This is a genomic window from Massiliimalia timonensis, assembly GCF_900186585.1.
Taxonomy (GTDB): domain Bacteria; phylum Bacillota; class Clostridia; order Oscillospirales; family Ruminococcaceae; genus Massiliimalia; species Massiliimalia timonensis.
On sequence record NZ_FYDD01000004.1, the window covers coordinates 498,489 to 516,222 of the forward strand.

Here is a 17,734-nt window from a genome sequence, read left to right on the forward strand (position 1 = left end):
GAATTCCTCCTAATATAGCTCTTTTAATTTCGGGTATAAGGCCCGATAGGTCTGATATAATTCCTGATAGATGCAGACCCGTTCCGGGTCCGGTAAAGCGTAGGCCGTACCAGGATGCACCATTTGCTCGCAGGCCTGGGAAAGATCTGCATAAAACCCGCTTCCTGTCGCTGCCAGAATCACCGCACCAAGGGCCGCTTGTTCTGACGAAGACGTGGTACGGATCTCATGTCCTAAAATATCCGCTTGGATCTGAAGCCAGAGCTTGCTGTTAGCGCCGCCGCCCGAGGCAACTACGGTGTGAATCGGAAGATGCAAAGCCTCCAGTATTTCCATGGAATCCTTTAAGGCGAACACGACCCCTTCCATGACCGCCCGGTACATGTGAAGATAACTGTGCTCAAGCCCCAACCCAAAGAACACCCCTTTTGCCGAGGCATCTAAATGCGGCGTGCGCTCCCCGCACAAATAGGGCAGGAATACCGGGCCTTTTGCCGACACAGGGAGTTTTGCGGCCTGTTCGTCCAATTCCCGGTAATTTGTATCCCGAAGCACCTGACCGGTAAACCATTTCAGGGACAATCCGGCGCTGAGCATTGCCCCCATGACATAAAACATTCCTTTATCCGCATGGGCAAAGGTGTTGGTATTCCCTTTCGGGTTCCACACAGGGCCGAAAGAAGGGGTGCAGATCTGTCCGGAAGTGCCAATATTGGAAGTGGCGGTTCCGGGCTTTAAAACGCCGTTCCCCAAAAGCTGGGCAGCTTGGTCGCCCGCGCCGAACACGACTGGCGTACCGGCCGCCAGCCCAGTTTGGGCGGCGGCTGTTTGGGAAATAACACCGGCATGGTCATACGGCAGGCTGACCTGTGGGAACTGGTGTTGTGAAAGGCCAAGCAACTGCAATAACTGCCGCGACCATTCCCCGTGGCGAATATCATAAAATAGGGAGGCGGAGGCGTCGGTGATCTCGGTTCCGATCTCGCCAGTGAGACAATAGCGGATATAATCCTTAGGCAGCAGGATGCAGGTGATTTTTTCAAACAGCTGTGGCTCATGCTTTTTGACCCAGAAAACCGAAGGCGGCTGAGAGCCGCTGAACAACGGATTATACAGGCTTTGAAACAGGCTATCCCCTAACCATTCGGATAGCTGACCGGCCTCTACTTGGGCACGTCCGTCGCAGTGAAGAATAGCGGGGCGAAGCACGTTTCCCTTCCTGCCCAGAAGAACGGTACCGTGCATTTGCCCGGAAAGACCGACGGCTTTTATTTTTTCTCCGGACAGGTTCCCCTTTTTTAATGCGCCGGAAATAGCGGATCGGGTGGCGCTCCACCAGGTAAGCGGGTCTTGTTCCGCATACCCTTGCTGTGGGACAGCGACATCGTAATCGACATGATGGGCGGAGATTTTCTGCCCCGTTTGGTCTGCAATGAAGCATTTGACGCTGGAAGTACCCAGATCAATCCCTGCAAAATAAGGCATGGTTATGTACTCCTTTGCTGGTGGTGAGGCTTAAAGTGCGTTGCAGGCAACTACAGTCAGATCCGGGTGCAGTTGTAAAATAGAAGCCGGCACATTTGGCGTGACAGGACCAAACAAAGACTGGTGCAGAATATCGCGCTTGTCCTCTCCGTTGACGATTAGCAGGATTTTTTTGGCCTGCATGATAGATTTGATCCCCATGGTGATCGCCTTGCGTGGTACTTCGTCAATGCTGTCAAAGAACCGTGCGTTCGCCTGAATGGTGCTTTCTCCCAAGGCGACGCAGTGGGTCGTTTTTTCAAACGCACCGCTTGGTTCATTAAAGCCGATGTGGCCGTTGTGCCCCAGTCCCAGAAGCTGAAGGTCGATCCCGCCCAGCGAAGCGATCAGGGAATCGTAACGCCGGCATTCCGCGGCAACATCTTCTGCTTTTCCATTTGGAACATGGGTTTGTTCCATGTTGATATTTACCCTGTTAAACAAGTGCTGGTTCATGAAATAGCGGTAACTTTGTTCATGGGACCCATCCAGTCCGCAGTATTCGTCCAAATTGACGGTAGTTACCTCGGAAAAATCCAGATCCCCTTTTTGATACCATTCTACAAGCTGGTCATAAGTGCCGATCGGCGAAGAGCCGGTCGCCAGGCCCAACACACTGTGAGGATGCAGAATGATCTGTGCTGAAATGATATTGGCCGCTTTTCTGCTCATGTCCTGAGGACTGTCTGCTTTGAGAAGTTTCATAGCCTAATCTCCTTTTTCAGATAATGAACTTGTCAGGTTGAAACGAAAGGTTTTTATCCATCAGAAAGGAAATGTGTTCCCTTTCTTCATTACTTTTATTATAAAAGAAAGTGAAAAAAATTACTAGAGAGAATCTATAAAAATATAGAAAAAAACTCACCAGATGTTGGAACAGTCTTCTAACATCTGGTGAGAATAGGAATTTGTTTATTTTATGCTTCAAAATCTACGACGATGTGATCTTCTGCTGATTTTTTGATCGCTTCCATGAGCCTTAATACACGCAGGACCTCATCATTTTTCACAATGATTTCAGCTTTTCCGGAAATTGCGTCCATGACATTGCGGTAATAATCGTGAACATCTGCACGAACGATCGGCAATGGGTCGGTGTGAATGGTCTCTTCTGTACGCGGGGCCATGGTCTTTGTCAGGCCGGCAGCCGTTCTGATCGGTACGGCGTCGTTTTTGCTCCAGTCGGTGATGCGGGTGATCTTCCCGGATAGATCCCAGTCTTCGATGACAGCAGTACCGTTCTGCCCCAGCAGATACCAGCGCGGAAGATTGATAAAGTTGCTGGTTCCCACTTCCAGCATGTAGATAAGCCCATTGTCAAAGGTCAGTTCGCAGGTAAAACCGTCGTCTACCAGTTCGTTGGTCACATGAGTAAAGGAGGAATATACCTTGGATACTTTGTGCGGGATCATCTGAAGCGCCTGGTCCAGAATATGGACGCCCCAATCCAGCAGCATGCCGCCGCCGTGCTCCGGTTCCTGGCGCCAGTCACCCGGGATTCCCCGGGATCCATGCACCCTTGATTCAATGCGGAACATGCTGCCCAGCATGTTTTCATCATAGATTTTCTTGGCGGTGCGGAAGTCCTCGTCCCAACGGCGGTTTTGGTGTACCACCAGCAACTTGCCGCATTCTTTTGCCACAGCCATCATTTCTTCAAAATCTTTGGAATACATGGTTGCAGGCTTTTCGCAGATCGCATGTTTCCCGGCCTTCAAAGCACGGATCACGATATCTTTATGTGCGTCGTTCGGGGTAGCGCACAGGACGATATCCACCTTTTCATCCTGCAACACTTCTTCAAAGCTGTTGTATGGGGTGATCCCATGCTCCCTAGCAAACTGCTGACGCTCTTCTTTGATGTCAAAACTGCCGCAGATCTCCATGTTTTCTACATCGGCGATCAGTTCCCTGTGCCAGTTGCCCATGCCTCCCAAGCCGACAATGGCGACCTGAAATGTGTTTCCTACCATAAAATACCCTCCTCAAGAAGTTTTTCTTCTACCTGCTATTATACAGCATTCGGCTGAGTTTGCGCAATAACCGATATGAATTTCTGAGAAAATTATTTTTTATTTCCGGGCTCTGGAAAAAAGAAACAGTGTTTCCTTTTGGGAACGCTGTTTCTTGGTGAAAAGACAGAGGAAAAGAGGGTGATTTTCAGTAAAAATTTTCATGGATTTTTGAGAGGAAATAAGGTAAGCTGAAGACAGCGTATTTTATTCTTTTTAAACGGTGCCTGCGAATAAGCTTGCGTGCCACTTTAAAAATGCCGCAGGGACAGGAGGAAGAACATGAAAACAAGAAGCCAGGATATTTTGCACGGTCCGGAATGGGCAAATGTGCGTGCCTTATATAAGGCGGGCGGATACACGGACAAGGAGCTGAAAAGACCAGTGATCGGGATCGTTAGTTCCTTTAATACGATTTGCCCGGGACATGTGATTTTTCGGCAGATGACCCAAAGGGTGCGGGAGGGGATTCAGGCCGCGGGGGGAATGCCTGTAGAATTTGGGACTATTGGCGCCTGTGACGGGATCGCGATGGGACATAAAGGGATGCGTTATATCCTTCCTACCCGTGAAATGATCGCCAATGATATTGAAGCAATGGCACAGGCGCATAGATTGGACGGATTGGTACTGTTAGGCGCCTGTGATAAGATCGTGCCGGGGATGCTGATGGCGGCAGTACGGCTGAACCTGCCGGCGGTTTTAGTCAATGGCGGGCCCAGCCTGCCGGGGCGCATGAAAGAAAATAATCCATATGGCGGGGAATATATCGACCATTCTATCATTCAGCAGTCGGAAGGGGCTTTGAAGGCTGGGCTGATCGATGAAGAGCAGTTTGCATGGATCGAGGATCACGCAGTTCCGACGATCGGCTCCTGTGCCATGCTGGGGACTGCGAATACAATGGGCTGCCTTGCGGAGGCAATGGGGCTGATGCTGCCGGGAACAGCGACGATCCCGGCGGTTTACAGCCAGCGTTTGGTAGCGGCATATCAAAGCGGGACTGCCGTTATGGAATTGGTAAAGCAAAACCTATGTCCACGGGATATTATCACCAAACAGGCGTTATCCAACGCGGTAAGGGTAAACTCTGCGATTGGGGGCTCCACCAATGCGGTACTGCACCTGTTGGCGGTAGCATACGAAGCCGGGGTTGATTTTTCTGTTTTTGAGATCGGGGAAATCTGCAAGGATATTCCACATATGACCCCTATGATCCCAGCCGGAAAATATACCCTGCTGGATTTTTATGAAGCCGGCGGGATTCCGGCTATGATGAAAGAATTGGAGCCGTTCTTGGCGATGGAACAGAAGACCTGTACCGGAAAAACGTTGCGGGACAATTTGCTCCATGCGAAAAAATATAACGGAGAGGTGATCCGTTCTTTGGAGGATCCAGTACACCGGCGTGCGGGGATCGGTATTTTAAAGGGAAACCTTGCGCCGGAGGGCGCGGTGACCAAACCCTCCGCCATCCCGGATGAGGCGCTGTATTTTTCCGGCCCCGCAAAGATTTATGAAGGCGAGGAGGAGGCCCTTGCGGGAATTCGTGCCGGACAGGTTCAAGCAGGGCAGGTGCTTGTGATCCGAAACGAAGGACCGAAAGGAGGCCCGGGAATGCCGGAAATGTATAAGGCAATGAAGCTGTTGGTCGGCATGGACCTGGGAGGTAAGGTATGCGTTGTCACCGATGGACGTTTTTCAGGCTCTAACAACGGCTGCTTTGTAGGCCACATCTGTCCGGAAGCGGCGGAGGATGGACCGATCGCATATTTACAGGACGGGGATATCATTACGGTTGACGTACAGAGCGGTCTGATTGAAGCGCCGGAAGTAAACTTTGAAAAGCGCCGCGCAGATTCTCCATATCAATACCGAAGACAGGTGAACGGATACCTGTACCAGTATGCGAAGAATGTTAAAAATGCCTCTCACGGGGCGGTCATCCCGGTGTGTGAGGAAACGGAAACCACTGCCCTTATTCCCTTTCGGTGAATGGCTGAACGACGCGGCTTTTTGTTCTAAGGTCCAGCTCATGAAATGGGAAGCCGTTCAGAGGCTCGGTACCGGGACAGCGGATACGGTGCCGGCGATAAATAAAAGACAGGACAATGCCAAAGCACTGTCCTGTCTTTTATTTATACATATCCGTACAGTCCCCGCACGGATGCTTCGCCGCTGTTGACGGAAAAGGTCTTTCCATCTTTTTGGCATAAAAGATTCCCGTTTTCCAATATCCCGATTGCCGTAGCGACTACTTCCTGCTTTTGATAGATCACCCGCACTTCTTTCCCGGTGTTTATCAGTTTAGCCTGATATTCTTCCCGGAGCGGCTCAAATCCGCGCTGTATAAACAGGGAAAGAGTGTCGTCGAAGGCTTGGATCAGTCGGTCGCGTGTTTGGGGGATAGAAAAATTTTTCCCCAGTTCAATCGCAAGGGAGGTCGCGTAAGGGAGCGTTTCCTCTGAAAAATCCTTTGCGGTTTGATTTAGGTTGATACCGATTCCGCTGATGACTGCCGTTTCACTTCCCTTGATACAGCTTTCACACAGGATCCCGCAGATCTTCTTTTGATGGAGAAGGACGTCGTTTGGCCATTTGATTTGAAACAGTTCGTCTGTCTGCGGCTGGAGCGCCCGGCAAACTGCAACAGCGCTGATCAGCGGAAGCATAGAAAAATCAAATTGGGGACGCTTTAGGACAAAAGTTAGGTAAAGCGCCTGTCCGGGAGGACTTGCCCAATGCCGCCCCAGCCGTCCCTTGCCGGCAGTTTGGCAGTCTGCTGTGATGACGCATTGTTCGGGCAGGCTGCCGAGGTTTTCTTTTGCATAGGTATTGGTGGAAGCAAGCTCTTGAAATGAAATAACAGGGTATGGATGGTTCATTGGCTCCTCCTTTACAGCTTGACAATATTCAGTACGATCCCGGCATCAGTGATGTCTATGATCCCATAGCTGGCGGGACCGTTGCGCGGCTGGACCGGACTGCCGGGATTCATGATGTACAGCCCATCGTCATATTCTGTAAAGCTGCAATGGGTGTGCCCATATAAGGCAATGTCGGCATGCTGGGAGCGGGCCGCCTGTTTTAAATGATACAGTCCATGCTTCACATGATAGGTGTGCCCATGCGTGAACAAAATTGTTTTTGAGCCGATTGTAATGGAGCGGACCATAGGCCCCTGCGCGCCGAAATCACAGTTTCCGGGTACAGAATAAAACCGCAGTTCCGGGTAAAGGGACATGATATCCTCTACCTCGTGCTGGCCATCCCCAAGATGAAGGAAACAAACAGCCTCCTGTTTATGCTTTTCTACAATTTGATACAGCGGGTGAAAACGCCCATGGGTGTCAGAGATCACAACGACCCGGTATTGCATAGCAAAGCCCCTTTCCTGTTCTATTTCCGATTTACAGGGAATAAGATACTAACAACCCCTTTCAAAAGGGGAAATAGAAATTAATCTGATTATATCACGAAAAAAGGGAATTGGAAATAGAATACTAGGAAGGGAGTTGTTTATGATGAATCAAAGAGGGAACCAGAAGCCCAATTCCGGGCAAAAATTTCACAGCAAGGATATGGGCGATCTAATCGGGAAAGCCAGCCAGACGATCGGCACCAGTCCGCAGCAGTTGAAGCAGCAGATCGATAGCGGAAAGCTGGATGACATCGTTCGGAAGCTTCCGGCAAAACAGGCGCAAAGCTTTCAGGAGATCTTAAAAGATCCGGAGAAGGCAAAAAAATTGATGGAAACACCGCAGGCAAAGATGTTGATGAAAAAATTATTTCAAGGAAAATAGGTAAGCAAAATGGACCTGAGGGGGGACCGGCATGGATGACCTGTTATCGAAGCTGCAAGGGATCCTTTCCAGCGAGGAAGGCCAGCAGCAGCTGAAAAGCGTAGCGGAAATGTTAGGAATGGATGGGGAAAATAACAGCCAGATGCCGGATCTGTCGCAGCTGTCCGGTATGCTGGGGGGAGCCTCCCAGCCAAAACAGGAAGAAGCACCATCTTCCGGCGCAGAGAACAAACTGGACCTATCCGGGCTGGACCTGAATATGTTGATGCAGGTTCAAAAAATTGTCAGCTCCATGAATATGGAGGACAACAACACCCGGTTATTACAGGCGTTAAAACCTCATTTTTCGGATAGCCGGCAACAAAAGATCGACAAGGCGATCCGGATGCTGCAACTGTTTTCCTTATTGCCGATGATTCAGGAAAGCGGATTGTTAGGAGGGTTGTTGGGAGATGGCAGAAAATAGTTACAATGGCGGCGACATGATGGCAATGCAGCGCGACGCGATCCGGCGTGTCCGGGAGATGCAGCGCCGCGCCAATGAAAAACTGCGTACCTCGTCTCCAGCGCCGGCGCCGCGGCATACAGGGGCCCAGCGCGTGAACATACCAGCGCCGTCAGAACAGCCCCAACCCGTTGCAGAGCAAAAAACGATGAGTTCAGGACTGTCCAGTTTCTTAAAAAACATGGATTTGGATCAAGAGAAAGCCCTGCTTCTTTTACTGATCGTTTTGCTGCTGCGGGAAGGGGCGGATACAAAACTGATCCTGGCATTGTGTTATTTACTGATATAAAAAAGCAGTGGCTTTAAGCCACTGCTTTTTTATGAGAAGATCTCCTGAATATCTGCAATTGCCGCTTCGCTGGGAAGAAAACGGGTCCCGTTTTCTGTGTATTCCCCGTCGATCTCAATCGGGACAGCCTTATCCTCTGTTTTATTCAAAAACAACTTGATGGGCATCGCCAAATTTGATAAATCCAATGAGGTGAAGCCGGTATCACATTCGTTAAACAGGATCGAATAAAAATCCTGCCGGTTGTCTGTTAGGTCTTCGGTCAGGCATTGGTTGATAAAGTTACAGGTGACGGCGCTGTTTAAAGAGGTATCCCCAAGCAGGAGAAGCTCGGCTGCACGGGAGCCGTCAATTTGTTGTTTTGCCGCGTCAAAGTGATAATTTTTTGTATCGATCCCGCGGGAGAGATCCAATTCCATCCCGCCAAAAAAATCAACCATAGAGGCGATTGAATTCTGGTCCATCCGGATATATTTTTGTATGTGTATCAAAAACAGGTTTTCTGCACCGGACAAGGCGTATTCATGCCCTCCGTAGCGATAGTGTTCGCCCAGCGACATGGTTTTGACGTTCACGGTGGATTCCGCCTCTGGGGGAAGCGGGACAACATAACAGCAGTTATCCTGCGCATCAAACCGAAGCAGCAGGAAAAAAACAGCGTCTTTTTCCCGTTCCTCACAGCCGATGACAAGGATGTTCTGACTGTCTGAAGCCGCCGGGGTGTAGGCGGATCCCTCTACCGGGACAGACACTTGGTTCTGCGTCACCTCTTTTGCAGGGCGCATGGTAATAAAATAAAAAAGGGCGAACACCACACCAAGACAAAGCAGGGTGATAAAAAAGGTATTCCAGAAGATACGATAAGAAGAGCGCGATGGTTTTTCCATAGCAGGCCGTCCTTTCTCTTGGATTCTTGCTAAGAGTATGGACGCTTTTCAAAAAAGTTAAACAGCGCCTTGAGAAAAGCGGCGGCCCATGGTATGATAAGCTTGACTGATAAATAAAGAGAGGTGTTTTTATGCAGGCTCCTGTTTTACTGACGAAGCGCCTGCGGCTCCGGCCGGTGGTGGAGGCAGATGCAGACGCGCTGTTTGCGATTTGCGCCGAGCCAAACCTTGGCCCTAATGCCGGATGGAAACCGCACGAAACGGCGGAGGAAACCAAGCAGCTGATCCGCGAAGTGTTTAGCTCTCCCAATGTTTGGGCGATAGAACGCCTGGATACCCAAATCTTGATTGGGACAGTTGGATTGATGGAGGATGAAAAACGGGAGAACCCCCGGATCATGACGATCGGATATTCTTTAAGCGAAACGGCATGGGGAAACGGTTTTATGACCGAAGCCGTCCGCGGAGTATTGCGATATGCATTTGAAGAGCTTAAGCTCAGGGCGGTGTCTGCAACCTGTTACCCGTTTAATGAACGTTCCCGGCGTGTATTGCTGAAATGCGGATTTGAAGCCGAGGGGGTCTTGCAGGAGGCAGAGGTATTGTATAACGGGGAAGTATATGACCACGAATGCTACCTGCTGAAAATAGAGGAGTACCTAGGATAAAAAGAAACGGTGAGAGAAATATTTCTCTCACCGTTTGGCATCAATAGCTGTATTTGATCAACGCTTTTACCTTATTAGCCAGCTGGCGGTCGTTGTCGTAGCTCAAGATCTGGTGGACCCGGCTGATCTCCACCCATTTGATCTGCGAAATTTCCTCCGGCTGGGGAGTAAAGTCAAAATTTTTGGCCATGCCTAAAAAATAGATCACATCTTTGACCGTGTCCTTTTTCGGGGAATAGGAAACAACTTCCCGGAAGGAGGTGTCGATCATAATATCAATGCCGGTTTCTTCTTTCACCTCGCGGACTGCGGTCTCCTCTTCTGTTTCTTGAGATTCCACATGCCCCTTTGGAAAGGACCAATGCCCGCCGTTGGCGTGCTTGATCAGCAATAATTCTGTATTCCCGTGGTATTTGCGGAACACGATCGCACCACAAGATTTCTCATATTGCATAGAGAACCTTCTTTCTATCTTGATAACTAAAATATATGATAACACATTTTGACGAAAAAATCATTCCCTTTCAAACTTTTTTTACAATTAAAAAAGATATGGGGAGGTCCCCATATCTTTTATTCCGCGGTTTGATTTTGGTTATTTTCCGTCAGAACAGTTGCTTTCACACGCTCGATCCGCTGGTCCTGTACAGAAATCACCTTTAAATGAAGGCGTTCTATGGTCAATTCCGGCTGTTCGTCATCTCCGGGGATGGCCCCTAAGGTATTGGTGATCAAACCGCCGACCGTGTCGATATCTTCGTCCACGTCAAAGTGCAGATGAAAGAACTTTTCCATTTCTTCCAAATCAGTGGAGCCGTCAAGCAGATAGGAACCGTCTTCCAGCGGGACGATCGCCTCCTGCTCATCGTCGTATTCGTCCTGAATATTCCCGACAATGGATTCCAACAAGTCCTCCATGGTGACGATCCCGGCAGTGCCGCCATAATCATCCACAACGACTGCCATGTGCGCTTTTTTTGTTTTGAATATCTTTAACAGGTCGCTGCACCGTTTTGCTTCCGGGACATAAATCGCTTCCCGAAGAAAATCCTGAATTTGAAAGTCCTCGGACGAGGTGCATCCCACTAGACACAACAGGTCCTTGACATAAATGATTCCCTTGATATTGTCTAAATCGTTTTCATAAACCGGGATCCGGGAAAAGCCGTCGTTGATGGCGTGATAAACAACGTCGCTGATTTTGGCATGGAGTTCCAGCCCGACAATATCGGTTCGGTGGGTCATCAGATCGGACACATCCTTGTCATCAAAGTCAAAAATGTTGTTGATCATTTCCCGTTCTTCCTGCTCCAGCACGCCGGTTTCCCCGCCGGCATCTACCATGTTGCGGATCTCCTCTTCGGTGACAGCGTCGTTGTCGGAGGAGGGACGGTAACCAAACAGCCGCGCGACCCCGCTCCCCAGCAGAGAAGCCAGTCCGCCGACTGGATAAAACAGAAAGGAAGCTTTCCGTACCATAGGATAAAAAGATAAAAGAAAACTTTCAGCCTTTTTCTGAAAAATCCTTTTTGGCAGGACATGGGAAAAGGCTAAGATCAGACAGACGACCGCCAAAAACGCTGCAATGATCATTAAAATAGCAACCAAGGTTTGCAAAGCCGGTTGTAAAATCATCTGCTTCAGAAGCTGGATCGGCGCTTCCAGGTAGGCAAGCCCCAGTATCATACCAAAAGCACAAGCAGCCATGACGCAGATCAAATGGCTGGTTTCCATGCGGAAGACCTGTCTGCTTTCTGAATGTGTTTTAAGCAAATGGAGTAATTTTTCGCTGTTTTTGTGCCCGTCGGCCAGTTCCTCCAGTTTGGATTCATTATAGGAGGATAAGGCTGTTTTAGCCGCACAAAAAAGAAAACTTAAAATGAGAAACAATAAAAATAGGCACCATCGCCCGATGTCGTCCATTTTTTAACCCCTTTCAAACGTTCAGATAAAATAATGATACCTTGTCTGTGGTAAAAAGTCAATATCTGCGTCCTTTATTCGCCGTCCCGGATCTTTCGGTCCAGCATGGTGATCTCTTTGGAGCAGAGCACCGCAATGGATACGATCACGAAAATCACGATATTTAGGATGAACGGGAACCTGCGATCCACACTGGAAAGTAGCCCGGCGATCCAGCCAAACGGGGAAGCCACCCCTACCATGGTCATAAAGATCAAACCGCTGACCCGGCTTCGCTCCTGTTCATCCACAAACAGGGCGTTAAGCGAATCTTTCCGCGGGACGATACACACCAGCGAGCAGGCTTCTACCAAGGTGTAGAACATTAGATAGAACGGGTTTTCGTGAGGCGCTATCAAAAGCAGGATATGGGACAGCATGAACAGTCCGTAACCGCAGAGCATGACCGGGCGGTAAGGCAGACGGTTAATCCTTGCCTGAAACATCAGAATAAAGATCAGCATGATCGCGGCCCGGATGATAGGGAAGATCGCCAGATAGCTGTCCGGCACATGCAGGGTCTGGGTGGCGTAGATCCCGAAAAAGTTCAGGGTCGTGGTATCGGTGACATGATAGGATACCATAACCAGTAAAACGATCAGCATAGCGCGGGAGCGGATCATCTTAAAAAAGACATCCTTATATCCAGCCAGCAATTTAAAAATCGACACATGCTTTGTTTCTTCCATCCGTTTTATCCCTTGTTTCGTTTCGGTGGAAAAACGGTACAGCAGGTAAAACTTTGCAGTCATGGACAAGCAGGAGAATATGTATAAACACCGGACGACCGGGATCAGGCTGAAATGATCGACCAACAGCGCGGAAAGAGGCGCGATGAATACGGCGAACAGCCCGCACATCTGGATCATGGAAAAAACATTGACCAGCTTGGATTTGTCGCAGTCTTCCACCAAAAGGCAGTTCCAGGAGTTGGAACAGATGTGCAGAATGCTGTTTAAGCTGGCGGCTGCTAAAAACCACCAGAAGTTTTGCGCGAACGCCCAAAGAAGGCAGGGGATCGACCAAGAGATCACGTCGACAACAAACGAGGTTTTCCGTCTGCCGAATTTGTCGGTGATCACCCCGCCTAAAAACGCCGAGAACATTTGCAGCACCATACCGATCGAGGCGATCAGGCCAATTTGAGAATCGTTGAGCCCCAGGTTGAACATGTAAACCGTTGCGAATGGAATGAACAGATTATAAGGGATATACCAGAGCGGTTCGGTGCAGACACACGCTTTGGGGTTGCCGGAAAGATCTAAAAATGCCGAGATAAGTTCGTTTGATTTGAGTCGGTCGATGATACGCATAAGGCACACCTCAAGTTTTTATTTTTTGTCAAGGATATTTCCGCTGAAATTCCGTGTCACCGGGAACGGCAGCGCGGCAAGTGTTTTTTCTGGCTGGAAAACGGCTTTTAAGGCCAAAACCGCGGAACGTTCCGCTTCGTCGAACAGGTCAAAGGCAGACTGACGGGAAACCAACTTATGATCATCAGGATGATGCCATGGGCGGTGTTTCAGGTTGGCGGTGTCCCGTGTGACTTGTGGGGATTTAATATGCGCGGCAATGATCTGCGCCGGCTGATAGAGCTTGGATAGGAACGCACCGAGCCCGCTTAGAATGTACGGATGGGCGTAAAAGGCCGCGCCAAGCTGAGAAAAATCGCCAAAACAGTGCCGGATATTTTTCAAACCAGCCGGGAGGCGGAACACTTCTTTCAATAATGTCTGGTACCAAAGGGAGATCGCGTTTTTGTCTTCTTCCGGGATGCGGAAATACCGCGTTACCGGAAACTGCGAAACGGGGATATGCAGGAAATGGGCGCAAAACACACTGTCCAGTTCCGCCTCGATTTTCGCATGAACCGCAGAAGGATGATCCGGCACCCTTTCGCAGATCCTCCCGGTCAGGAAATAGACGTAAGGATGCAGGGTGCTGTCCAGAAAATAATGACAGTAAAATCCTATTAGATAGGCTTTCAGCGCATCGGGTGCCGCTGGGTCCCGCATGATTTTCTGGCAAAAAGCAAGAGTCTGAGGGACCCGGTGCTTATGGATGATACTTCCATAGCGGTGGATGGGATTAGTATGCGGCAGCGCTTTGCGGAAAAAGAACAGATCAGGTCCCTGCGTGCCAAAATAAAAGGCAGCGGGATGCTGCCGGATCATCTGCTGAAGCGAAGCAGACAGCTTTGCGCCAACTTCCCTTCCAAACAGGATATGGGTGGTAATATCTGGCATGGTCAAACTACACTCCTCATAGCTATTGGTGTTAGTATTCCCGCAGGCCTTTTTAATTATTGATACAACTGTTTTCATTATACTGGATTCGAAATAGGGATTCAAGACAAATTTTTGATTTCTACACAGAAAAAAGGAAAGGCTTATCAAAAAAATTATTCTCTTTTTCAGGTTGGCTTTTTTGGGTGTGTGTGGTATGATAGAACAAAAATCATTTGAAGAAGCGGCAGGCGGGAAAAGGGAATGTTTATTAAAGAGGTAAAGCAATACCAGAGACATGATTTTACATCGGAAAATTTTCAGGAGTTGGAACTGATTGGGTATGAATTCAGAGAATGCAATTTCCGCGGGGTAAATTTATCTCAGGCAGTGACAAGAAATTGTATCTTTGACCGGTGCGATTTGTCTTACGCAAAGCTAAACGGCTCTAAGCATAAAAATTCGGCGTTTTTGAACTGCAAATTTTTTGGCACGGCATTGTTCTGTGCCACCCTGACAGACTGCAAGGGAACGGGCAGTATCTTTACCGATGCTGACCTGACTGGTATCTCTCTGGTACGGGGCAATTATTCTTTTGCCAATTTTATGGACAGCGATTTCAGACGGATGGACTTAAGTGATATCAACTTTTCCAATGCTGACCTGCGCAAGTGCAATATGGAATATGTCGTCATGCATGGAGCGGATCTTAGCGGCGCGCTGCTTTCCGGGGCAAGGCTAAACCATGCGGATATCCGGGAAAGCAGGCTGGATGGGGTTTATATGAACGATGTCAAGCTGGGAAAAACAAAGATCGATCTGGAACAGGCGGTAGTGATCGCTGAATGCTTGGGCGGGATCGTTGGATAGCGCAGGAAAGGAAGACGTGATATGAACCTGTTTTCCTTTGACGGGATTACCGGCTTTGAAGAAGAGGTGACTCAGGTACTGTTTGAATCCCCATCCGTCCGGGTGGAACGGATCATTTCCAGCGGGCAGAAATCCCCGCCCGGCTTCTGGTATGACCAGGAGGAAACGGAATGGGTGAGTGTATTGCAGGGTAGAGCTGTCTTGGAGATTGAGGAACAGACCGTGATTTTGGAGGCAGGCGATACTCTGCTTTTAAAGGCGCATTGCCGCCACAGGATCTTAGAAACCTCCGCAGAGCCAAAATGCGTTTGGCTCTGCGTATTTAGCAAGGATTAGAAAGGGAGATATTATGGAACAGAAGAAAATAGACAGGATCAATGAACTTGCCAGAAAAGCGAAGGAAGCAGAACTGACTCCGGAAGAACTGGAGGAGCAGTCCCTTCTGCGCAGGGAGTACATTGACGCCTATAAAGCCAATTTGCGCGCGCATCTGGAGCATATCAAAAATGCACGCGGAAAAAATATTCCAAATTCGTAATAAAAACGCCGGATCTGGGAAAGGGTTCCGGCGTTTTTTTCTTTTCTATCGTTTCATTGAAAAATTTTTTAGATTCTTGCGGAATGGATTGCAATTTTTTTAGAAAAGTATTACAATGTAACCATAATCGTGAGCGAGCACGATGCGGGGGAATTTTATCAAAAGGAGAAAAAGATATGAAGTTTTTAAACGGAATGTGGTGTGTGAAAGATGGGGTCACCATTCTGAAAGCCAAACAAACCTATGAGGTATTTGCAACGGAAAACGGCGTTCAGATCACCGTCCCTACCACAGTGATCCGCGACCGGGGGCAAACGCTGAATCTGCCGGTGCTGACGGTAGAATTGTTTTCACCACGAAACAATGTGATCGGGGTGCGCGCTTCCCATTTTAAAGGGGTGGTGAACCATGGCCCGGACCATGAGCTGTTCTGCGAAAAGGCAGATACTTCTGTAACTGAAACCGAAACAGAAGTGGTCTTCAGAAGCGGGGACACCACCGCGCATATCAAAAAAGGAGACCAGTTCTCTATCTCTTATTACTATAAAGACCGTCTGCTCACCTCGACTGGGGACAACCTGACCGGGATGGCATATATTAAAGACGCAGACAAAAACATTTACATGCGTGAGATGCTGAACCTGAGCGTAGGGGAAGCGGTTTATGGACTGGGTGAACGCTTCACACCGTTTGCCAAAAACGGACAGACCGTGGAAATGTGGGCGGAAGACGGCGGCACCTGCACAGAGATCGCATATAAAAACGTCCCGTTTTATATGACAAACCGCGGCTACGGGGTATTTGTTAACTATACTGGCAAGGTTTCTTATGAAATTGCAAGCGAGGTAGTTTCTAAGATCCAGTTTACTGTTCCGGAAGAACAGTTGGAATACCATGTCATCGGCGGGGAAACCCTGCACGAAGTGATGGAAAATTACACTGCCCTGACCGGGAAGCCGGCTTTGCCTCCGGCATGGAGTTTTGGGTTGTGGCTGACCACCTCGTTTACCACCAGCTATGACGAGGATACCGTCAACCAGTTTGTAGACGGCATGGCTGAGCGGGACATTCCGCTGCATGTCTTCCACTATGACTGCTTCTGGATGCGGGAGTTCAGATGGTGCGACTTTACATTTGATGAAAAAATGTTCCCTGACCCGAAAGCAATGCTGGCACGGATGAAAGAAAAAGGGCTGAAGATCTGCGTATGGATCAACCCCTATATCGGGCAGCTTTCTACTATGTTCCAGGAAGGGATGGATCACGGCTACCTGCTGAAAAAGGCAAACGGCGATGTTTGGCAGTGGGATATGTGGCAGGCCGGCATGGGCTTGGTCGATTTTACCAACCCGGCGGCGGTGAAGTGGTATCAGGACAAATTGCAGGAACTCATCGATATGGGCGTGGACTGCTTTAAAACCGACTTCGGCGAAAGGATCCCGACAGATGTGGTTTATTACGACGGATCCGACCCGGAAAGAATGCACAACTACTATACACATCTTTATAATAAAGCGGTATTTGAGGTGCTGGAAAAGAACTTTGGCAAAGGCGGGGCCGCGCTGTTCGCGCGTTCCGGGATCGCCGGCGGCCAGCAGTTCCCAGTCCATTGGGGCGGCGACTGCTCCGGCACCTACGAATCCATGGCGGAAACCCTGCGCGGAGGACTGTCCCTCTCCATGAGCGGGTACTCCTTCTGGAGCCATGACATCAGCGGCTTTGAAAGCACTGCGACTCCGGACTTGTACAAACGCTGGTGCGCGTTTGGACTGCTGTCTACCCACAGCCGTCTGCATGGCAGCAGCAGCTACCGTGTGCCGTGGAACTTTGATGATGAGGCTTCTGATGTCCTGCGTTTCTTCACAAAACTGAAATGCAGCCTGATGCCGTATCTGTTTGCTGTTTCCTGTCAGGCGCATCAGACCGGTATACCGGTTATGAGAAGCATGGTAATGGATCATCAGAACGACCGTGCCTGCGATTATCTGGACTGCCAGTACAAGATGGGCGATAACATTGTTGTTGCGCCGGTCTTCAATGACCGCGGAGAGGTGGATTTTTATCTGCCGCAGGGCAGCTGGAAAAGCCTGATCGACGAGGAAGAACTGGAAGGCGGACGCTGGTACCACCGCGTTTACGATTACTTTGGACTGGGCTTGTTTGTGAATGTCAACAGCATTTTGCCGGTGGGCAAGGTAGATGACCGTCCGGATTATGAATATTTAGATGGCATTACCTATCAGCTTGACCCAACCGAGGATGGCGTGAAAATGAGCGCGCAGGTTTACCGGGTAGACGGCACCTTAGGTGAAACTGTGACCGCAGTTCGGGAAGGAAACCGCATTACCGTTTCTGTGGAAAACGCGGCCTACCCATGGCAGGCAAAAGCGTTTGGGCAGACTGTGACTGCTGACAAAGGGATAAAAGAGGTTGTTATTACCTTGTAAGAGA

Annotated in this window: 19 protein-coding genes; 9 read left to right on the top strand and 10 right to left on the bottom strand. The window is 49.3% G+C overall.

Annotated elements, in window-relative coordinates; translation table 11 throughout:
- Window positions 1-9: 9 nt before the first annotated feature.
- The 3 genes from xylB to CIB36_RS10200 all read right to left on the bottom strand — a co-directional run bounded on the left by xylB (window position 10) and on the right by CIB36_RS10200 (window position 3,497).
- Window positions 10-1,485 (bottom strand): xylulokinase, encoded by a 1,476-nt coding sequence (xylB, locus tag CIB36_RS10190; protein WP_093989447.1) that lies wholly within the window; start codon window positions 1,483-1,485, stop codon window positions 10-12.
- Window positions 1,486-1,515: 30 nt separating this feature from the next.
- Window positions 1,516-2,229, bottom strand: coding sequence for a glucosamine-6-phosphate deaminase (nagB, locus tag CIB36_RS10195; protein WP_093989448.1), 714 nt, complete (start codon window positions 2,227-2,229; stop codon window positions 1,516-1,518).
- Window positions 2,230-2,441: 212 nt separating this feature from the next.
- Window positions 2,442-3,497: a Gfo/Idh/MocA family protein gene (locus CIB36_RS10200; protein ID WP_093989449.1), complete on the bottom strand. Its 1,056-nt coding sequence runs from the start codon at window positions 3,495-3,497 to the stop codon at window positions 2,442-2,444.
- A 321-nt stretch (window positions 3,498-3,818) separates the two neighbouring features.
- Between CIB36_RS10200 and ilvD the strand changes: the two genes are divergently transcribed.
- Entirely contained in the window at window positions 3,819-5,531 is a 1,713-nt protein-coding gene (gene ilvD, locus CIB36_RS10205; protein WP_093989450.1) for a dihydroxy-acid dehydratase, read from the top strand.
- Window positions 5,532-5,674: 143 nt separating this feature from the next.
- On the opposite strand, the gene CIB36_RS10210 is transcribed toward ilvD, so the two are convergent.
- Together CIB36_RS10210 and CIB36_RS10215 are read right to left on the bottom strand one after the other, a co-directional pair.
- A complete protein-coding gene (locus CIB36_RS10210; RefSeq protein ID WP_093989451.1) occupies window positions 5,675-6,421 on the bottom strand; it encodes a biotin--[acetyl-CoA-carboxylase] ligase in 747 nt (248 codons plus the stop codon).
- Window positions 6,422-6,432: 11 nt separating this feature from the next.
- The gene (locus tag CIB36_RS10215; protein ID WP_093989452.1) at window positions 6,433-6,915 is read right to left on the bottom strand and encodes a YfcE family phosphodiesterase; all 483 of its coding nucleotides are present in this window, start codon (window positions 6,913-6,915) and stop codon (window positions 6,433-6,435) included.
- Between the two features lie 142 nt (window positions 6,916-7,057).
- Here CIB36_RS10215 and CIB36_RS10220 point away from each other — a divergent pair, with 142 nt between their 5' ends.
- Genes CIB36_RS10220 through CIB36_RS10230 form a run of 3 tightly spaced genes read left to right on the top strand, consistent with a single transcriptional unit; the run spans window position 7,058 to window position 8,133 of the window.
- Window positions 7,058-7,339, top strand: coding sequence for a hypothetical protein (locus tag CIB36_RS10220; protein ID WP_093989453.1), 282 nt, complete (start codon window positions 7,058-7,060; stop codon window positions 7,337-7,339).
- 31 nt (window positions 7,340-7,370) lie between these two features.
- Window positions 7,371-7,805 carry a hypothetical protein gene (locus tag CIB36_RS10225; RefSeq protein WP_093989454.1) on the top strand — a complete coding sequence of 145 codons (435 nt, stop codon included), beginning with the start codon at window positions 7,371-7,373 and terminating at the stop codon, window positions 7,803-7,805.
- Window positions 7,792-8,133, top strand: a complete 342-nt coding sequence (locus CIB36_RS10230; RefSeq protein WP_093989455.1) for a hypothetical protein — start codon at window positions 7,792-7,794, stop codon at window positions 8,131-8,133. Before CIB36_RS10225 ends, CIB36_RS10230 begins: the two co-directional genes overlap by 14 nt.
- Window positions 8,134-8,162: 29 nt before the next feature.
- On the opposite strand, the gene CIB36_RS10235 is transcribed toward CIB36_RS10230, so the two are convergent.
- Window positions 8,163-9,020, bottom strand: a complete 858-nt coding sequence (locus tag CIB36_RS10235) for an LCP family glycopolymer transferase (protein WP_093989456.1) — start codon at window positions 9,018-9,020, stop codon at window positions 8,163-8,165.
- 131 nt (window positions 9,021-9,151) lie between these two features.
- Here CIB36_RS10235 and CIB36_RS10240 point away from each other — a divergent pair, with 131 nt between their 5' ends.
- A complete protein-coding gene (locus CIB36_RS10240; protein WP_093989457.1) occupies window positions 9,152-9,688 on the top strand; it encodes a GNAT family N-acetyltransferase in 537 nt (178 codons plus the stop codon).
- Window positions 9,689-9,728: 40 nt separating this feature from the next.
- Here CIB36_RS10240 and CIB36_RS10245 read toward each other — a convergent pair whose 3' ends face one another.
- The 4 genes from CIB36_RS10245 to CIB36_RS10260 form a co-directional block, all read right to left on the bottom strand.
- Window positions 9,729-10,142, bottom strand: coding sequence for a bis(5'-nucleosyl)-tetraphosphatase (locus tag CIB36_RS10245; protein ID WP_093989458.1), 414 nt, complete (start codon window positions 10,140-10,142; stop codon window positions 9,729-9,731).
- A gap of 119 nt (window positions 10,143-10,261) precedes the next feature.
- Window positions 10,262-11,611 carry a hemolysin family protein gene (locus CIB36_RS10250; RefSeq protein ID WP_093989459.1) on the bottom strand — a complete coding sequence of 450 codons (1,350 nt, stop codon included), beginning with the start codon at window positions 11,609-11,611 and terminating at the stop codon, window positions 10,262-10,264.
- A gap of 74 nt (window positions 11,612-11,685) precedes the next feature.
- On the bottom strand, window positions 11,686-12,963 hold the full coding sequence (locus tag CIB36_RS10255; protein WP_093989460.1) for an MFS transporter: 1,278 nt from the start codon (window positions 12,961-12,963) through the stop codon (window positions 11,686-11,688).
- 18 nt (window positions 12,964-12,981) lie between these two features.
- Window positions 12,982-13,896 (bottom strand): zinc dependent phospholipase C family protein, encoded by a 915-nt coding sequence (locus tag CIB36_RS10260; protein ID WP_158662662.1) that lies wholly within the window; start codon window positions 13,894-13,896, stop codon window positions 12,982-12,984.
- A 243-nt stretch (window positions 13,897-14,139) separates the two neighbouring features.
- On the opposite strand from CIB36_RS10260, the gene CIB36_RS10265 reads away from it, so the two are divergent.
- The 4 genes from CIB36_RS10265 to yicI all read left to right on the top strand — a co-directional run bounded on the left by CIB36_RS10265 (window position 14,140) and on the right by yicI (window position 17,730).
- Window positions 14,140-14,745: a pentapeptide repeat-containing protein gene (locus CIB36_RS10265; protein ID WP_093989461.1), complete on the top strand. Its 606-nt coding sequence runs from the start codon at window positions 14,140-14,142 to the stop codon at window positions 14,743-14,745.
- Window positions 14,746-14,766: 21 nt separating this feature from the next.
- Window positions 14,767-15,081, top strand: coding sequence for a cupin domain-containing protein (locus tag CIB36_RS10270; RefSeq protein ID WP_093989462.1), 315 nt, complete (start codon window positions 14,767-14,769; stop codon window positions 15,079-15,081).
- Window positions 15,082-15,094: 13 nt separating this feature from the next.
- Window positions 15,095-15,283, top strand: coding sequence for a DUF896 domain-containing protein (locus CIB36_RS10275; protein ID WP_093989463.1), 189 nt, complete (start codon window positions 15,095-15,097; stop codon window positions 15,281-15,283).
- 176 nt (window positions 15,284-15,459) lie between these two features.
- Window positions 15,460-17,730: an alpha-xylosidase gene (gene yicI, locus CIB36_RS10280; protein ID WP_093989464.1), complete on the top strand. Its 2,271-nt coding sequence runs from the start codon at window positions 15,460-15,462 to the stop codon at window positions 17,728-17,730.
- Window positions 17,731-17,734 lie beyond the last annotated feature (4 nt).

Coding starts and splice junctions, on each gene's coding strand:
- CIB36_RS10235 (WP_093989456.1), bottom strand. CDS start 9,020: ATGGAAAAACCATCGCGCTCTTCTTATCGTATCTTCTGGAATACCTTT.
- CIB36_RS10250 (WP_093989459.1), bottom strand. CDS start 11,611: ATGGACGACATCGGGCGATGGTGCCTATTTTTATTGTTTCTCATTTTA.
- CIB36_RS10260 (WP_158662662.1), bottom strand. CDS start 13,896: ATGCCAGATATTACCACCCATATCCTGTTTGGAAGGGAAGTTGGCGCA.
- CIB36_RS10220 (WP_093989453.1), top strand. CDS start 7,058: ATGATGAATCAAAGAGGGAACCAGAAGCCCAATTCCGGGCAAAAATTT.
- CIB36_RS10200 (WP_093989449.1), bottom strand. CDS start 3,497: ATGGTAGGAAACACATTTCAGGTCGCCATTGTCGGCTTGGGAGGCATG.
- ilvD (WP_093989450.1), top strand. CDS start 3,819: ATGAAAACAAGAAGCCAGGATATTTTGCACGGTCCGGAATGGGCAAAT.
- CIB36_RS10245 (WP_093989458.1), bottom strand. CDS start 10,142: ATGCAATATGAGAAATCTTGTGGTGCGATCGTGTTCCGCAAATACCAC.
- CIB36_RS10255 (WP_093989460.1), bottom strand. CDS start 12,963: ATGCGTATCATCGACCGACTCAAATCAAACGAACTTATCTCGGCATTT.
- yicI (WP_093989464.1), top strand. CDS start 15,460: ATGAAGTTTTTAAACGGAATGTGGTGTGTGAAAGATGGGGTCACCATT.
- CIB36_RS10225 (WP_093989454.1), top strand. CDS start 7,371: ATGGATGACCTGTTATCGAAGCTGCAAGGGATCCTTTCCAGCGAGGAA.
- nagB (WP_093989448.1), bottom strand. CDS start 2,229: ATGAAACTTCTCAAAGCAGACAGTCCTCAGGACATGAGCAGAAAAGCG.
- CIB36_RS10210 (WP_093989451.1), bottom strand. CDS start 6,421: ATGAACCATCCATACCCTGTTATTTCATTTCAAGAGCTTGCTTCCACC.
- CIB36_RS10215 (WP_093989452.1), bottom strand. CDS start 6,915: ATGCAATACCGGGTCGTTGTGATCTCTGACACCCATGGGCGTTTTCAC.
- CIB36_RS10265 (WP_093989461.1), top strand. CDS start 14,140: ATGTTTATTAAAGAGGTAAAGCAATACCAGAGACATGATTTTACATCG.
- CIB36_RS10240 (WP_093989457.1), top strand. CDS start 9,152: ATGCAGGCTCCTGTTTTACTGACGAAGCGCCTGCGGCTCCGGCCGGTG.
- CIB36_RS10230 (WP_093989455.1), top strand. CDS start 7,792: ATGGCAGAAAATAGTTACAATGGCGGCGACATGATGGCAATGCAGCGC.
- CIB36_RS10270 (WP_093989462.1), top strand. CDS start 14,767: ATGAACCTGTTTTCCTTTGACGGGATTACCGGCTTTGAAGAAGAGGTG.
- xylB (WP_093989447.1), bottom strand. CDS start 1,485: ATGCCTTATTTTGCAGGGATTGATCTGGGTACTTCCAGCGTCAAATGC.
- CIB36_RS10275 (WP_093989463.1), top strand. CDS start 15,095: ATGGAACAGAAGAAAATAGACAGGATCAATGAACTTGCCAGAAAAGCG.